We start from the raw sequence: 17809 nt of genomic DNA, 5'->3' as shown, positions 1-17809 counted from the left end.
AGCTTGGCGACGATCTCCTCGGGCTTCGGGTGCTTTGCCATCTCGTCCGTCCTCCAGGCTCAAAAGCCATACCAAAGGGCGGACCACTTCAATGGGGGCTGATCAATTGGCGGAGAGGGGGTCCGCCTTGATCTAATAAATAGGCTATGTTTTTCAAAGCATTAACTCTCTAATTTTTGCGTCTACCCACGTTTTATCCCACGTCTTTGAAGTGGATCATCCCGAACAGCTACGAACCGCCGCGGATTTGGGGGAGCACAAACCGCCTGCCAGAAAGTTGTGTTGCAACAACTTCAATCGGCACGGACGGGGTGACCCGATGACGCCACGGACAGCCGCGACCATTCCCGGAGCCGGGTGCGCGCTGATTGGGCCCGCGGTGGCCCATGCGTTTTCAGACGACCCGACGGATCAGATCGTTTTGTCCCTGATCATCGCCGGGTCGGTGGTGCTGACGACGCTCGTCCTCGGCCTACGAGAATGAGGCCCGGCCGGGCTCGCTAGCGCTGGGCCCTCGCGAGTCCCATGGCATGATCCCACCGCGCCTGAAGCCTCCCGGCAAGGGCGTCCACGGAATCAGCGATCACTGACAGCGCTTCGGGGTCGTAGGACGAGCCGCTGGCACCCATCGCGTAGAGGACTTGAGACCACCGCCTCACGTTCGCGGCGTCGTCCTCTATGTCGCTGAGGGCAGACCAGACGGTTTTCGGTCGTGCATTTCTGTGCCATCACCGCGCCCTTTGATCGCATCCGACCGTGCTGAGCACGAGCCCGGCGCGGGTCGAGGCGGGCGGCTCCCTCCGGCCGTGGAAGCGAACGTCGTCGTTGGCCATCGGAATCATGTCGAACTGGTCAAAGCCGGCGATCTCGCTGGCGAAGGGCTTCGACATTCAATAGCCGAGGTCGGAGTTGCTGTGACGCTCCCATTGGAGCCACCGGCGCTCGTACTCCAGCCAAGCATCGTAGCTGTCGAGGAGGTCGTCGGTGATGGGCGCGGCGACCGCGCTCGGCGCAACGATAAGGGCCACGCTGCCGCCGATGAGCGGGAGGGTAGTTAGGCCGCGAGGGAAGCCGCGGCGGGATGCGGGGCCCCTCCTGAAAGAGAAGCCTCTCACCTGGCCGGCTTTTATACCGGCCGCATCAGCACCCCGCCAACGCTCCAGTGAATGGTTTTGTCACCGCCCTGCACATCCGGCGTTTGATCTCGCCGTTCAGTCGTTCGAGCGGGTTCGTGCTGTGGAGCTTGACCCGATGGGCGGCCGGGAAGCCCATGTAGGCCAGCACGTCGACCTCGGCCGTGTCCATCAGGGCAGCGAGCTTGGGAACCTTGGGCCGGAGCTGATCGGCCATCCGTCGCCATTGCTGACGGGCCGCCTCGGCGTCGTCCTGGGCAAACGCGGTGGCGATGAAGGCCGAGACGACACGACGGCCCGAGCGACCGGCTTGGGCGAGCACGTTCCTCATGAAGTGGACGCGGCACCGCTGCCAGGTCGCGCTCATCACCTTGGCCACCGAGGCCTTGATGCCCTCGTGCGCGTCCGAGATTACCAGTTTTACACCACGCAGGCCCCGACGCGCCAGCTTCCGGAGGACCGCCGTCCAGAACGTCTCGGCCTCCGACGGGCCGACGTCCATACCGAGGACTTCACGCCGACCGCCACGATCACCACCACCGAGACGATGCGCCCGTCCTGGCGTACCTTCACGTAAGTCGCGTTGATCCAGAGATAGGCCACTCGCCCTCGATCGGGCGGCAGAGGAACGCGCTCACCCGCTCGTCGATCTCCTTGCACAGGCGAGAGACCTGGCTCTTCGAGACACCGGTACCACCCATGGCCTGGACGAGGTCGTCGACCGAGCGGGTCGAGATACCCTGGATGTAGGCCTTCTGGATCACCGCGGTAAGCGCCTTCTCGGCCATGCGGCGCGGTTCCAGGAAGCCAGGGAAGTACGAGCCCTTCCGCAGCTTCGGAATGCGCAGCTCGACCGTGCCCGCCCGCGTCTGCCAGTCCCGGTCACGATACCCATTGCGCTGGATCAGACGCTCGGCGCTCTTCTCGCCGTGGGCCGCCCCGGTCAGGCCGCCCACCTCCAGCTCCATCAGCCGCTCGGCGGCAAAGCCGATCATCTACCGTAGCAAATCCGCGTCGGCGCTCTTCTCCATGAGACTGCGCAGCGTCATCATCTCGTCGGTAATCGGGGATCTCTCGGGTGCGGGGTTGACTGTCGCAACCCGACCCTAGCCGGTAATCGCCGATGGCCACCCGTCACCTAAACCACCGCCTGGGACACGACCAAAGCGTTGAACAGCCCTACCGCTAATCCGAAGCCAATGCGCATTCCCTTGATAAAGAGTCTGCCCAAAAAGAAATAGTAATCAGTCCTTAATTAATGTAGAATGCTGGCTCATGCTCTCAAGCCATAACCAGAGGTTGTGGTGAGCAGATCGACTCATATTATAAGGCCAAGTCATGCGTGACGTATACTTGAATGATAAACGTCTGTCTTAAGCTGTCCAGGATAAGAATTATTCGGACTAATCCTCTGTGCCGAGAATCGCTCTACAACTTAATGTCCTAGGACTGAATGAGATGATAATTTCTGAGGCGAAAGTCAAGGCTGATCACCGCAGTGCTTATTCCTCTTCGCTGCTGCCGCGCGATGATAAAGGCGGTGATTTAAGCCCTAGCAATAACGACACCAACAATGAAAACCCCACTCCACAGCTCAATGGTATAAGGCATGGCGCGGATTTCGCTGACCGTATGACGACATTGGGCGAGGTGACTTACCTGGCTATGCAGTCACCGCTGCACATGCGCTACAGCGTGGCGCAGCTCGCCTTGTTTTTCGTTACGCCGCTGCGTCTGGGGCAATGTCGGGTCTACCGCAACAAGTCAGGTCCTGTTGGGTTTGTGGCCTGGGCCCGCCTGAGCGATGCCGCTTCGGCAGACTATACCAATGACGTGCGTGAGCTGACCCCGCTAGACTGGACGTCGGGTACAAACCTTTGGTTCATTGAGTTTCTCGCGCCGTTTGGTCATAGTCGGCGGATCGTCAATGACATGCGTCGCAGTATCTTCCCAATTTCCATGGCCCGTGCACTCAAGCGTGATCCAAACGGCGGGCCATCGCGGATTGTCGAGTGGCGCGGCGTAAACTACCAGCCAGTGTGACATTACATCTACCAGCAACCCTTGCTCAGATTTTTGACGAAGCGGTTAAACGCAATTCATAAACTGGGACGGGCAATTTCATATCAGTAAATTACTAAGGATACTGTCATGGGCGGCATCGGTAGGGCGGTTAGAGCTGCGTGGGAGACCGTCTCTGATGGCGTCATGCAGGTGGTCGATTTTGTCATTGAGACCATCAACACCTATGCGCCCCTCCCGGTTAAGCACGGCGGCGACAAGGACGACACGCTCTACGGCTACACGCCGGCAAACTGGCTTTACGGCCATGGCGGCGGCGATCACCTCTGGGGGGTGGGCGCCTACAATATGCTGGACGGTGGCGACGGCGATGACCACCTTCATGCCCTTGGCGCCTCAAACGAGCTCTACGGCGGCTCTGGCAACGATGAACTATATGCGGCAGGACTGATTTCGAACGTTCTCAAGGGCGGCACGGGCAACGACACCATTGTAGGCGCCGGCATTGGTTACAATGAGGTTCACGGCAATGATGGCGACGATACGCTCTATAGTGTGGCCGGCATTAACCTGATGTACGGCGGCACCGGCAACGACACCATGCGCGGCGCCGGTGCAAAGAACACGATGCTGGGAGGCACTGGCGACGATCACATGATCGGCGCCGGCGTTTACAATGAGATTAAAGGCGAGGCCGGCAACGACACCCTGATCGGGTTAGGGGGATACAACTTACTCGACGGTGGCGAAGGCAACGATACGCTCACTTCCGCTGCAATCGCAAACAATCTTCAGGGTGGCTCAGGCGACGATATTATTATCGCCGCAGGTGCTTTTTACAGCAACGCGGAAGGCGGCACCGGCAATGATACTTTGTTGGTGTACGGTGGTCTCTACAACTTCATGTCGGGCGGTGAAGGTAATGACGTCCTAGTGGGCGGCGGGGCCTACAACGAGCAGCGTGGTGGGACAGGTGAGGACGTTCTGGTCGGCGGTGGCGTGGCCAATCGGCAATTCGGTGATGAAGGCAACGACGTAATTGTCGGCATCGGCGCCGCTTGGAATGAGCAGCATGGCGGAACTGGCGACGACACAATCGTGGGGGGCGGCTTCAACAACCTCCAGTGGGGTGATGAAGGGAATGACATAATCGCGGGCGGCGGTTTCAACAACGTTCAGTTTGGTGGTCAAGGTAACGATATCATTGCGGGTGGCGGTTACAACAACGTTCAGTTCGGCGATGACATTCAGTTTGGAGTAGATGGCGGCGACGACATCATAGTGGGTGGAGGCTTCAACAACCTCCAATTCGGAGGTGGCGGCCATGACAACATCGTTGGTGGCGGCTTCAACAACCTCCAATATGGCGACCGCGGCGATGACACCATTGTGGGCGGTGGTTACAACAACATCCAGTTCGGTGGCGATGATAATGACATCCTTGTTGGCGGTGGCTTCAACAACCTGCAGTGGGGTGAAGAAGGCAACGACACCATCGTGGGCGGAGGCTATAATAACTTACAGTACGGCGATGCCGGAGCAGATATCTTAGTCGGCGGTGGATACAACAATCTTCAGATTGGCGGTGACGGCAACGATATCATCGCTGGTGGTGGCTATAACAACGTACAGTTTGGTGGGGACGGCAACGATACCATCGCAGGTGGCGGCTATAACAATATACAATGGGGTGGAAACGGAGACGATGTCATTGCGGGTGGTGGCTACAACAGCTTCCAGTATGGCGATGCTGGTAATGATACAATCGCGGGCGGCGGGTACAACAACTATCAGCTAGGTGGCGATGGTAACGACCTCATCGTTGGCGGCGGGCGCAACAACAAACAATATGGCGGTGATAGAAACGACACCATCGTCGGAGGTGGAGCGGAGAATCTCCAGGAGGGTGGCGCAGGCGACGATATCATCCTGGGTGGTGGGCAATACAGTACCCAGAGGGGCGGAGACGGCAACGACCTTTTCGTTGGCGCTGGTCAATACACTCTCCAGGAGGGCGGCTCCGGCAACGATGCCTTTGCCAACATCATCTCGTTCCAGAACCACGTTGCACGCGGCGACGATGGCGACGACCTCATGGTCGCTTTGCTGGCGTTCGGAGCGGAAGGCAATACGCTCGACGGCGGCAGTGGCAATGACATCATTGTCGCTCTGAACTTTGGCTCCAATCGCCTTGATGGCGGTGATGGCCACGACGTGATGCTGAGCCTCGGCACAGGTAGCAAAACCTATGGCGGCAGCGGCAGTGATCTCATGATCAGCGCCGGCCTTACCAACTATATGGAAGGCGGCGACGAAGCTGGCGGCAGTGGCTTTGGCGAGGTAGTCCGAAGCCTTCTTAACGGCAACCTTGAAGCGGGCGCCTTCAACATCCACAACGGACGCCTCGGTTTCAATACGGACGCTGTTCCCGACGGGCTGCTGCCGAACTCGGTCACCCTTTTTCCGCAGTTGATCCAATGGGATCCACTGCGCGGCCTCCTTGGTGAGACGCGCGCGGTCGTTGCGGGCGATGTCATGATTGGAGCCGGTCTTGGCTCAAACGAGATGCGGGGTGGGTCTGGCACCGACGTCATGATCGGCGCTGGCCTCATCACCAACGACATGTATGGCGGGGCAGATTCCGACCTGATTCTGGGCCTGGGCGGCCTCAACCGGATGGAAGGCGAGGGTGGAACCGATGTGATGCTGGGGGCGGGCCTCGACAACACTATGTCGGGGGGGCTGGATACTGACCTCATGGTAGGCCTCGGCGCCAAGAACACCATGCGGGGCGGTGCGGGCGGCGATTTCATGATCGGCGCAGGACTCGTCAATATCATGGAAGGTGGCGATGGAGATTACAGCGACTATATGATCGGATACGGCCAAAAGATTGGCGTTAACCTGGGGATTGTTAGCTTCGATCTATTTGGCGAGAACGTCATGCGAGCAGGCGAGGGCAGCGACATCCTGCTCGGCGCTGCGTACAAAAACGAGCTGTTTGGCGGCGGCGGCAACGACGTTCTGATTGGTGCAGGCACAACAAACGTGCTTGAAGGTGGTTCTGGCGACGACATGCTCGTCAGCTTCAATGCGCCTGTCCTTGCGGGCGACCCCGCGGGGGTCGTTAGCATCGAGGTCGGCGGCTTCCAGAGCAACAGCACACTTCTTGGTGGCGAGGGTGGCGATCTAATCATCCAGACCTCTAACGGTGGGCTTGTGGAGGGTGGCGTAGGAACAGACGTGATTGCGGCCCTTGGCAGCGGTAATATCGTCAAGGGCGGCGCCGACAATGACGTCATCTGGCTCGGCGGTACCAACGCCACTGTCTCGGGTGATTCAGGCAGTGACGTAATCGTTGAGTATGCTTACTCCCCTATGACGGGAGTGTCCGGCAATCATATCGATACTGGTACCGAGGACGACCTCGTGATCAGTTTCGGCAAGGGCACTATCGTCGAGGCCGGTGAGGGTAATGACCTCATCGTGCTTGGAGGCACAGGCGCCAGCGCCAGTGGGGCCGGCGGCAATGACTTTCTGGCCGCCTATGGCTCCGGCCTCATCGACCTACTGCGCGCCCGCCTCAGCGAGGCCGTGTCGCTCGACGCCGCCGAAGCTGCTCAGCAGGGCTTCAACAAGGGCGTACAAGACTTTATAGCTATGCGTGGGCTTGCAATACTGGCCGACGTCCTACAAGGGCGCGCCCATGAACTTGCGAATGGCACTGCCGACCTCACGGGACTCGAGGCCAGCAGCCTCTCCGGTGATGGGGGCAACAAACTCGCGGGCACGGAGATCGCCGGGGTCTATGGCAAGGCCCTGGCCGTCCTGCAGCAGGGCGGCTCAAAATCCGGCATCCTCGTCGATCGCCTCCTCAATCTTCTCGAGGGCGCGCTATTCCAGGAAGGGGTTTCTTCAGCTGCCGGCCTCGTTCTCGACGGCGACTTGGGTAACGATACACTAGTCGGCAGCGATGCCGACGATACGCTTATTGGTGGCGCAGGGGCTGACCAACTTATTGGCGGACGCGGTAATGATGTCGCTTCCTATGCAGCCGCCGGAAGCAGCGTCGTGGCGGATCTTGTCGATGCGCGCTCGAATACAGGCGAAGCTGCCGGCGACAACTACAATGGGGTAGAAAAGCTCACCGGCTCAGCTTTCGATGATCGATTGTATGGCACCAGCACCGCTAACGTACTTGTCGGCGGTGGAGGGGACGACTTCCTGGAGGGGCGTAGCGGCGGCGACCGCCTCGACGGCGGCGACGGAATCGATACGGCCTCCTATGCTTCCTCGAATGCGGCCGTTCAGGTCGATCTCAGCAAGGCCACCGCCGCCGGCGGGCATGCGCAAGGTGACGTGCTGGTCTTGGTCGAGAACTTGGTGGGCTCCGGTCTGGGTGACCGCCTGACAGGCAGCGCCGGCGCTAACCTCATCGAGGGAGGAGCCGGCGCGGACACACTCGCCGGCGGCGAGGGCTATGACACGGCCGTTTACACGGGCTCGGCCTCGGGGGTCGCTGTCGACCTCGTGTCAGGCAGCGCCACCGGGGGTGATGCGGCCGGCGACGTGCTAACTGGCTTTGAAGCATTGGACGGCTCCAGCCTCTCCGACACGCTCAAGGGCGATTCTGGAGCGAATGCCCTAAGCGGCCAGGACGGAGACGATGTCCTTGAGGGCCGTGGCGGAGGCGACATCCTGTATGGAGGAGTCGGGCTCGATACCGCTTCATACGCAGACTCGGCGACCGCCGTCAGGGTCGACCTCGAGACCGGCACCGCCTCCGGCGGCGATGCGGCCGGCGATACCCTGTTCTCGATCGAGAATCTCATTGGTTCCGGCGGGGCGGACCTTCTTAATGGCGAGGGCGGCGCTGGTGCCGACACGCTGACGGGCGGCCTAGGCTGGGACACGGCCTCTTACGCGGGCACAACGGGTGGCGTGCGCGCCAGTCTCATCAACTCGGACGAGAACACCGGCGAGGCGCAGGGCGACCGCTACAGCGCGATTGAGAACCTCACGGGCGGGAGCGGCAACGACACCCTGACGGGCGACGGTAATGCCAACCTGCTCGTGGGCGGGGGCGGCAACGACACGCTGACGGGCGGATTGCTCAACGACACCCTCGAGGGTGGGAGTGGTGCGGACCGTCTTGACGGTGGGGATGGCCTGGACACGGCCTCTTACGCCAGTGCGGGATCTGGCCTGGTGGTGGACCTTGCTGGGCGAGGCTCTGGGCGACACCTTTGTGTCGATCGAGAACATCGCGGGCTCGGCCAATGCCGACGTGCTGCGCGGTGACAGCAGTAACAACATACTRGATGGTGGTACGGGCAACGACACGCTCGAGGGCGGCGCTGGTGCCGACACGCTGACGGGCGGGGCCGGGGCAGACTCGATGACCGGCGGTCTCGGTCATGACACCTACGTGGTCGATCATGCCAGCGACATCGTGCGCGAGACGGCGGACGCGGGACGAGACCAGGTGCGCAGCAGCCTGGCCGCTTACCTCCTGGGCGCGAACGTGGAAGACTTGGTGCTAGAGTCCGGCGCCCTGCAAGGTTTTGGCAACCAGCTGACCAACACGATCATCGGCAATGTGAGTAACAACGTACTGCACGGCAGCGCTGGCCAAGATGTGCTGATCGGCGGAGCAGGGCAGGACCTATTCAACTTCCGCGTCGCGATGCCGGACCTGATTAGCGGCACCCGCCAGACGCTCTATGGCGATGAGACTCTGCCAGGCTCGTTCTCTGAGGCCGACACCCTCCGCCTGTCGGGGTCGCCGGAGGATTACAGGATCGAGGTTCAGTTCGGGGCCACTTGGGCCTCGACGAAGACGATCGTGACCGCTACCGACGGGTCTTTGATCCTCGATACCAACAACATCGAGAAGGTCGAGATACTTAACCCAGTCACGACGAGCCCGACACGCGCCGTCCAGTTGGGAGGGTTCACCACACCAAGCGGTGAGATCCGCGTGGGAATGTTCGGCGAGATAGCTCGCCTAACCAAGGAGGTCTACGGCAGCAAAGTTGCGCTTGAGCACACCGCTGAGGCTCTTGCTTATCAGAATGCCCTACAAGAAGGGCTAGAAAGCTACGAAGCAGATATGACGGATGCCGCCGTGGCTCGCGGCTGGCATGCAGTCTCGGCTATGGAACTTGGTATCCGTCCGGGCGATTTCAACGAGCGTGGTGCCTTCCGCTATGCCTTCGTGGATGGTCAGTATGGAGCCTACAGTACGGATCTGAGCTTCCTGGGCGATGTCGCGGAAGCCAACGCTATGGTGCTCACCGGTCAAGTGAACGGTAAGACCACCCTGGCGGTGATCTTCCGCGGGACTGACCAATTCGTCGACTGGGCAGATTATTCGAACTTTGCCGATCATTATTCTAAGTACGAGCCGCTCAAGACGGCTCTGCAAGCTTACGTGAAAGCTAACGCCACCAGTTTCGATCAGGTGTGGGTGAGCGGCCACAGCCTGGGCGCGGGCATGGCCGAACTGTTCTCGGGAGAGCTATCATCGACGCTGGCGGCCATCAGCGGTGCGGACAAGCCTTCTCTGCAAACCTTCACGTTCGGCTCGCCGGGTTCGGAAGTGGCCCCCGGGACCGCGCAGGTCAACTTCGTTCACACCGATGACGCTGTTAGCTTCCTCGGGGGTCTGACTGAGGAGGAGGGGCAGGCGCACCTCAAGAACATCCTGCAGGAGGCGCTCGGGTTAGAGGCCGGCAATGCGGTGGACGTGCTGGCCTCGATGGTCGACACTAAAATGCGTTCGGGCTCGGATGTCTTGATCAACAGTCCCGTGTCAAAAATCCCAGGAGTGCCATCCCTCGATGAGCACTCCATGGGCTATGAAGAAGATTCCTACTTCGAGCATACGTTGCGGCTTGAGAGCTTTGCGGGCGATGCGCAAAGCTTTTTCTACGCCACCCTTTTGGGACAATCGATGCGCGAGGGCTTCGCCTATACGGGCGCGAGCGTAGAGCTGACGATGGGTACCGCACGGGATGACCGTGGGCTGGTGGCGACGTTTGGGGACGACTACGTCCTGATGGGCGCAGGCGATGACAAGCTCACGCTTCTGGCGCAGCTTGGAAGTGAGGGGTCATCGCGCATCTGGACGAATCAAGCAAAGTCGATCGATGGCGGCCTAGGCACCGACCGGTTGTTCGTCAGCGCTTTTACGAGCCAGTACACTTGGACAACTCTTGCCAATGGTGGCGTAGCGTTGGCTTCTGCGCTGTTTGGCGAGGTGGGGGCTTATCTCTACCGAGTTGAGTTCCTGGACTTCGTGGACGGTATGATCCGCCTTGATGGCGGCACCTCTAATGTGCAGACGAATGGCGGAACTGGGACGACGTTCCAGGTCTCGGGGAGCTTTGACTACGCGCAGGTTGATGCAAAATACCTCTCTGTCCTGGGCACCGGCTTGGCGGATCGCATTGTGTTGGCTCACGGCAACAAGAACGTGAGGGGCGGTTTTGGTAACGATGTGATCACGGTTGACACCTCCTCGGTCTTAACCGACCGAGTGACGATGGACGGCGGGCTTGGCGCTGACGTACTTGCGGGCGGCGAGGGCAATGAGACCTACGTGGTCGACAACGCTGGCGATCAAGTCATTGAGCAGGCAGGCGGCGGCTTTGATACAGTGTTTGCAAGTGTGGACTACCGCCTGACCACGAATGTGGAAGCACTGGTGTTGCAAGGAGCAGCGCTGATTGGGATCGGTAACGCCGAGGCTAATAGGATTACAGGGATGGCAGCCGCGAACCGCCTGGAGGGCGGAGAGGGCGCTGACACGCTCGACGGCGGGCTTGGGGCAGACACACTCGACGGCGGGCTAGGGACCGACACGGTCACCTACTTGGCCTCCCAAGTGGGTGTAACGGTAAGTCTGGACATTGGGCGGGCAAATGCCCGTGGCGCCGAAGGCGACGTCCTAGTGGGCATCGAACACGTGCAGGGCTCAATTTTTTCAGACGAGTTGTGGGGTGATAATGGGGCGAACCGATTGCAGGGTGCTTCCGGTTCGGACAGCCTCAGCGGAGGCGGAGGAGACGACACGCTTGACGGCGGCCTGGGAGATGATTGGCTGGAGGGGGGCGTCGGTGCTGACACCCTCTTGGGCGGCGAAAACCTAGATACAGCTTCATATGCAGACTCGGACGTAGGGGTACAGGTTTCGCTTGCAAGTGGCACAGCGACAGGCGGCCAGGCCGAGGGTGATCAACTGAGCGGAATCGAAAACCTTGTCGGCTCGGCCTACGGGGACAAGCTCACCGGCGATAGCGCCAATAACCAATTTGAGGGTAGGACGGGCGCTGATACGATCACGGGTGGCGCAGGTTACGACACAGTCTCATATGCCAGCTCAGGTGCTGGGGTGCAGGTTTCGCTCCAGGCAGGAACCACCAGCGGCGGCGATGCAGCGGGTGATGTGCTGAAAGAAGTCGAGATACTGATAGGCTCCGCCTACGCCGACACGCTGGAGGGGACCGACGCGACTAATAGGCTCCTAGGCGGCGCGGGCGCAGACGGGCTCAGGGGAGCGGGCGGAACTGACTTTCTGGACGGCGGCGCTGGCCAGGACACACTCGAGGGTGGCGCGGGTAACGATCAACTACAGGGCGGGGACGACGCGGACATCCTCGATGGTGGCGCAGCTGCCGACGTGATGGCGGGTGGGAAGGGCAACGACCTATACCGAGTAGACGACCTGTCTGACCTTGTCGTGGAACTCTCCAGCGAGGGCAACGATACGGTTGAAACTACGCTGGAAGCCTACACGCTCGCAGCAGGAGCTGAGGCTCTTGTTCTGCTTGGTGGCGCTCGCATAGGTAGCGGCAACGGGCTCGCTAACTTGATCACGGGCAACGCGCTGAACAACGTGCTCTTGGGCGGCGCCGGCAACGACACGCTCGAGGGCGGCGCCGGCAACGACACGCTTGTGGGCGGGCTTGGCGGCGACAGCCTCGCGGGGGGAGCCGGCACGGACACGGCCTCCTATGCGGGAGCGGCGTCTGGCGTCGTGGCGGATCTGGGCACTCCCAGCCGCAACGCCGGCGAGGCACAGGTGCTGGCAGAGGACTCATCTCCGCGGGCCACGGACGTCTATGATGGAATCGAGAATTTGCTCGGGTCATCATACGCGGACGTGCTGCGGGGCGACGCGGGCGGGAACGTGCTCGACGGCGGGGCGGGCGCGGACACACTGGAGGGCGGCGCCGGCGGAGACACGTACATCGTGGACGATGCAGGCGATGTGGTCATCGAGGAGCACGAGGCGAGCGCGAGTAACGGGATCGAGAAGTCGTCGGCAGGATCGGACGGAGAAGACCGCGTTTACAGCGGGATCCAAGATTACACGCTGACCGATGGTGTCGAGGCGCTGGTTCTATTGTCAGGCAGTGTGTCGGGTGTAGGCAACGATTTGGCTAATACGCTGATCGGCAACGATGGCGCCAACTTCCTGCTCGGGGCTGACGGCAACGACACGCTGCGGGGCGGCAAAGGCGACGATACGCTGGACGGAGGCTCTGGGGCTGACCGCCTGGAGGGAGGATCGGGTCAGGACCGTGTGACGTATGCGTCAGTCACGACGGGCGTTAAGGTGAACCTTGCAGACAGCAACCAGAACAAGGGGGCGGCGCAAGGGGATGTGTTTGTGGACGTGGAAGCCCTAGAGGGGTCCTCGCATGCGGACCGCCTGGTGGGCGACGGCGCGGCCAACGTTCTGCTGGGCGGAGCTGGGGCCGACACGCTCGAGGGCGGGGCTGGGGCGGATACGCTGGAGGGTGGCGCTGGCGCCAATCTGCTGGAGGGTGGGGCCGACAACGACGCATTGGTGAGCACGAGCACAGCGGGTCTGGTGAGGAGCGGGGCGCAGCTCCGCGTGAACGAGACGGCACTGGGCTACCAGTCCAGCTCCGCCGTGACGGCTTTGTCGGATGGCGGCTTCGTAGTGACGTGGGAGGATTACAGCGGCCAGGGCAGTGACGCGAGCGGGGCTGCAATCAAAGCGCAGCTCTACGACAAAGCTGGCGTGAAGGTCGGCGCCGAGGTCCTCGTTAACGTGCAAACCGCCAGCAGCCAATACGCTTCCTCTGTGGCACCGCTGTCGAACGGCGGCTTCGTGGTAACTTGGCAGGATGACAGCGGTCAGGGCGGTGACGCGAGCAGCACTGGTATCAAGGCGCGGGTGTTCAGCGCCACAGGAGTCGGGGGGGAGGAGAGGCTCGTCAACACGGCTACGGCGTATCGCCAAGGGGGTCCTTCAGTCACCGGCCTATCAGACGGCGGGTTTGTGGTGACGTGGGAGGATTACAGCGGCGACGGTTCCAGCGTCCTGGACGGAGACGCGAGCGGCTACGGCATCAAGGCTCAGCTTCACGACAAGACGGGCGCGAAGGTTGGAAGCGAGTTCCTGGTCAACAGCGAGACAGTGAACCAGCAGTGGGAGCCTGCCATCGCATCGCTGCATGGGGGCGGCTTTGTTGTGGCTTGGCAGGATTTGAGTAGCGGCAGCTGGCAGATCAAGCTGCAAATATATGATGCCAATGGGGCTAAGACCTACGAGGGCGGCGACAAGACCTACCTCGAGATAGCCGTGTCCTCGAGCGGCAGCGCCCCGAACTCGCCTGCCATTGTGGGGCTGTTGGACGGCCGGTTCGTGGTGACGTGGACCGACTACGTCAACGTCGGGGTCGGAGGCGATGGCAGCGGAGCCGCCATCAAGGCACAGCTGTTCAGCGCCACAGGTGAGGCGCTTGAATCGCAGTTCCAGGTGAACAGCACGACTTGGGGTGGTCAAATTACTCCCTCCGTCTCGGCCCTCCCGAACGGTGGGTTTGTGGTGACGTGGCGCGACATCTCCGGCCAAGGCGGAGACGTGTCGGCCAGCAGTGTCAAGGCTCAGGCCTTTGATGCCGGCGGTGGGAAGATTGGGGCCGAGGTTTTGGTCAACACATTGACCAAGGGTGACCAGACATCACCAACCGTGACCACACTTGTGGACGGCCGTGTGGTGGTGAGCTGGTCGGATGAGAGCGGGCTTAACGGCGACACCGATCAGGGCATCGCCGCGCAGATCCTGGAGTTGATCGGGTCCGACACGCTCGATGGAGGCGCAGGCGTTGACGTGGCGGTGATCGACCGCTCGGACTCTACGTTTGGGCTCTCGCTTGACCTCACTGGCGCGCCGGCCGAGCACCATCTGAGCGACGGCACCGTACTCAAGAATGTTGAACGAGTGGACGTGCACGGCGGATCAGGTAACGACAGCCTGGTCGGCGGAGCCCTTGCCGACACGCTCGATGGCGGCGTCGGTGCGGACATCCTTAGCGGTGGTATCGGCAATGATGTACTAATAAGCGATACCAAGTTAATCAAAGTAGGATCGGAGATCCAGAACGTCGGTACATATGGTTACTATACCGACTATTATTACGCGCAAGGCGATGCCAAGAATCCCCAGGTTGCCGGACTGTCGAGCGGTGGGTTCGTCCAAGTTTGGACCGATAAATTAGCTAACGAGAGTGGCTATGGTGTAGTGGCGCAGATCTACGATGCAACAGGTGCCGCAATAGGTGGGCGGATCTCCGTCAACTCTGCAAACCTGAACGGTCAAGATGCCCTGAGCGTCACGGGGCTGCACGACGGCGGCTTCGTGGTGGTGTGGCAGGATGCCAGCGGCGAGGGCAGCGACGCGAGCGGGCTGTCGATCAAGGCTCAGCGCTTCGCCTCAACGGGCGCTCAGGTCGACGTGGAAGTGCTCGTCAACACATCAGTTGCCAACGACCAGGACCTTCCTGTTGTGACGGCGCTGCCCGACGGAGGTTTTGCCGTGGCCTGGCGTGACTCCAGTCACGAGGGCGGCGATACCAGCGGCGGCGCCATCAAGGCGAGGATTTTCACCGCCTCCGGCGACAGTGGCGAGGTCCTGGTCAACAGCAGCACGGACGCTCACCAGACGCTGCCGAAGATTGCGACACTGTCGGGCGGGCGCGTCGTGGTCGCCTGGTCCGATCAGAGCGGCCAGGGCGGTGACATGGTCGGTTATGGCATCAAGCTGCAGGTGCTTGATGCCACCGGTGCGTTCCTCGGTGCAGAGCGCCTGGTCAACACCACTACTTTCGGTGACCAGCTCACGACTTTCATCACGTCGTTGGCGGATGGCCGCTTCATTGTGACCTGGGATACCGACCCCACGGCCTGGAGACAGACCACTCCCAACGATCCTCAAATCCATACGGCACACGCACAGATCTTCGACCAGAACGCTCAGCCCGTCGGCGAGGAGCTGACGCTCTCCACCGATAAGTCCGGCTACCCGCATCACACGAATGTGGCGGCCCTGCCGGATGGCGGCTTTGTCATAACCTGGGCCGACTACCCGTGGCAGGGCACCGACCCCAATCGCTCCGACGTCAAGGCGCAGATCTATGACGCGCTCGGCGGCAGGGTCGGAGCGGAGTTCCGAGTCAACACCGAGATCTGGAACAACGAATCCAGTGTGTCCGTCACCGCGCTCGCCGGCGGCGGCTTTGCCATTGCCTGGATGAACAGCAACCCCTCGGCCGAGGGGTACAACGGGTACTATACGGTCAGCACGCAGATCTTCCATCCCGATGCTGCCGATGTACTCGATGGCGGGGCCGGCACCGCCGACTTCGCCCGCATCGTTCGCTCGCAATTCACGGCCGATCTCGTGATCGACCTCTCCAATCCGCTCGCGCAGCAGACACTCGCTGACGGCACCACGATGGTGGGCATCGAGTGGGCCGACATCACCACAGGATCCGGTGCAGACCGCCTCACCGGCGGTAGCCTCACTGACACACTTCGAGGCGGCCTCGGCGCCGACACTCTGTCGGGCGGCGGCAGCGACGATCTTCTCGAGGGTGGTGCGGGCGCTGACAGGCTGGATGGTGGCGCAAACCTCGACACCGCTTCCTATGAGGGCTCAACCGGAGCGGTGCAGCTCAACCTCGCCACAGGTCAAGCCACGGGCGGGCACGCGACCGGCGACACGCTCATCGGCATCGAGAACCTCACAGGCTCGCGCTTTGCCGACAGCCTCACTGGAAACGCCAGCGCCAACGTGCTTGAAGGCAGCGGCGGCGCAGACCTGCTCGATGGTGGCACAGGCCTCGACACCGCTTCCTATGCGGGCTCTACGGCCGCTGTGCGGGTCAATCTCTCTACGGGCCAAGCGACGGGAGGCGATGCTGAAGGCGATCAGCTCACTGGCATCGAGAACCTCACGGGCTCAACTCAAGCAGATGCGCTCACCGGTTCGCAGGCTGCCAACACCCTCTCGGGTGGGAGCGGCGACGACAGCCTTGAGGGTGGTTTGGGTTCGGATCGTCTGGTTGGCGGGGGGGGGCTGGACTGGGCGTCCTATGCTCATGCCACCACGGGGGTTGTAGCCAACCTGACCNCTTGAGGGTGGTTTGGGTTCGGATCGTCTGGTTGGCGGGGGGGGGCTGGACTGGGCGTCCTATGCTCATGCCACCACGGGGGTTGTAGCCAACCTGACCACGCCGAGCAGCAATACCGGCGAGGCGCAGGGCGACACCTACTCTGGCATCGAGAACCTGTACGGGTCGAGCTTTGCCGATACGCTCACGGGCAATAATCTGGCCAATGAGTTCGAGGGTGGTGCGGGCGCTGACAGGCTGGATGGTAGCACAGGCCTCGACACCGCTTCTTACGCGGGCTCCACGAGCGGGGTGAGTGTGGACCTCTCGGCCGGCACGGCCACAGGCGGGCATGCGGCAGGCGACACGCTCACCGGCATCGAGAACCTGCGCGGCTCAGCCTTTGCCGACACGCTTGCGGGCGGAACGGGAACGAACGTGCTGATCGGCGGGGCAGGGGACGACCTCTACACCGTCAACGACACCGCCGATGAGGTACAGGAGCGGGCGGGCGAGGGCCGGGACATCGTACGCAGCCTGGCCTCCTCCTACACCTTGAGCAGCAACGTCGAGGAACTGGTTCTGCTGACGGGCGCGGTGTCGGGTACGGGCAACGCCGAGGACAACCGTCTGGTGGGCAATGGCGCCGACAACCTTCTGGATGGCGGAGCTGGCGCTGACACGCTCGAGGGCGGGGCGGGCAACGACACCTACGTAGTCGACAACCTCGCGGATCGGGTCGTGGAGGGGCCTGGTGGTGGCCAGGACGTGGTGCGCAGCTCGCTGGCTGCTTACGCACTGGGTGCGCAGGTGGAGAACCTTGAGCTTCTGACAGGCGCCCTGGTGGGAGCAGGCAACGAGCTCGACAACCGCGTGACGGGCAACACGCTCGACAACCTTCTCTCAGGTGGCCAGGGGGTTGACACGCTGCAGGGCGGAGAGGGCAACGATGTTCTCTTGGGCGGCAGCGGGCCTGACAGGCTCGAGGGCGGGGCGGGTCTCGACACCGCCTCGTATGCAGGGGCGGCAGCCGTGGAGCCCGCAACGGGTCTGGGCCTGGTGATCAGCCTGGCAGACCAGAGCGTGAACACCGGCGAGGCGACAGGCGACACCTACGTTGAGGTCGAGAACCTGATCGGCTCAGGCTTTGCCGACCAGATCACTGGTGACGCCAGCGACAACCGCCTCGAGGGCGGAGCCGGTGCCGATACCCTCAGCGGAGGM

At 61.8% G+C, this 17809-nt stretch carries 6 protein-coding genes and 2 pseudogenes; 5 read left to right on the top strand and 3 right to left on the bottom strand.

Annotation, left to right across the window (positions count from 1 at the left end; genetic code table 11):
* The first annotated feature begins 319 nt into the window (after nt 1-319).
* Nucleotides 320-484: a hypothetical protein gene (locus tag ASF39_RS22070; RefSeq protein ID WP_210168669.1), complete on the top strand. Its 165-nt coding sequence runs from the start codon at nt 320-322 to the stop codon at nt 482-484.
* Between the two features lie 244 nt (nt 485-728).
* Here the strand turns inward: ASF39_RS22070 and ASF39_RS21285 are convergent, their stop codons facing one another.
* The 3 genes and pseudogenes from ASF39_RS21285 to ASF39_RS11030 all read right to left on the bottom strand — a co-directional run.
* Complete coding sequence (locus tag ASF39_RS21285) at nt 729-890, bottom strand: hypothetical protein (protein WP_156648463.1); 162 nt, start codon at nt 888-890, stop codon at nt 729-731.
* Entirely contained in the window at nt 891-1028 is a 138-nt protein-coding gene (locus tag ASF39_RS21280; protein ID WP_156648462.1) for a hypothetical protein, read from the bottom strand.
* A 163-nt stretch (nt 1029-1191) separates the two neighbouring features.
* Nucleotides 1192-2197, bottom strand: a pseudogene (locus ASF39_RS11030) (IS256 family transposase); the annotation flags it as partial.
* A gap of 349 nt (nt 2198-2546) precedes the next feature.
* On the opposite strand from ASF39_RS11030, the gene ASF39_RS20475 reads away from it, so the two are divergent.
* From ASF39_RS20475 to ASF39_RS11005, 4 genes and pseudogenes are all read left to right on the top strand, one after another.
* Complete coding sequence (locus ASF39_RS20475; protein WP_156648461.1) at nt 2547-3176, top strand: toxin-activating lysine-acyltransferase; 630 nt, start codon at nt 2547-2549, stop codon at nt 3174-3176.
* 108 nt (nt 3177-3284) lie between these two features.
* Nucleotides 3285-8456, top strand: a complete 5172-nt coding sequence (locus tag ASF39_RS21275; RefSeq protein ID WP_156648460.1) for a calcium-binding protein — start codon at nt 3285-3287, stop codon at nt 8454-8456.
* A gap of 97 nt (nt 8457-8553) precedes the next feature.
* Nucleotides 8554-16605 (top strand): annotated as a pseudogene (locus ASF39_RS22540) (hypothetical protein); the annotation flags it as partial.
* Nucleotide 16606: 1 nt separating this feature from the next.
* Nucleotides 16607-17809 (top strand): calcium-binding protein (locus ASF39_RS11005; RefSeq protein ID WP_210168668.1); only part of this gene is annotated, 1203 nt, incomplete at both ends.

It is taken from the genome of Methylobacterium sp. Leaf108 (genome assembly GCF_001423265.1).
In the GTDB taxonomy this organism is placed as follows: domain Bacteria; phylum Pseudomonadota; class Alphaproteobacteria; order Rhizobiales; family Beijerinckiaceae; genus Methylobacterium.
Note: the sequence above shows the minus strand (reverse complement) of the source record. Positions and strands in the feature narration are given on the sequence as shown.

What these genes read in the sequence shown, in the direction of transcription:
- ASF39_RS22070 (WP_210168669.1), top strand. Translation starts at nt 320, where the DNA reads ATGACGCCACGGACAGCCGCGACCATTCCCGGAGCCGGGTGCGCGCTG.
- ASF39_RS21285 (WP_156648463.1), bottom strand. Translation starts at nt 890, where the DNA reads ATGTCGAAGCCCTTCGCCAGCGAGATCGCCGGCTTTGACCAGTTCGAC.
- ASF39_RS21275 (WP_156648460.1), top strand. Translation starts at nt 3,285, where the DNA reads ATGGGCGGCATCGGTAGGGCGGTTAGAGCTGCGTGGGAGACCGTCTCT.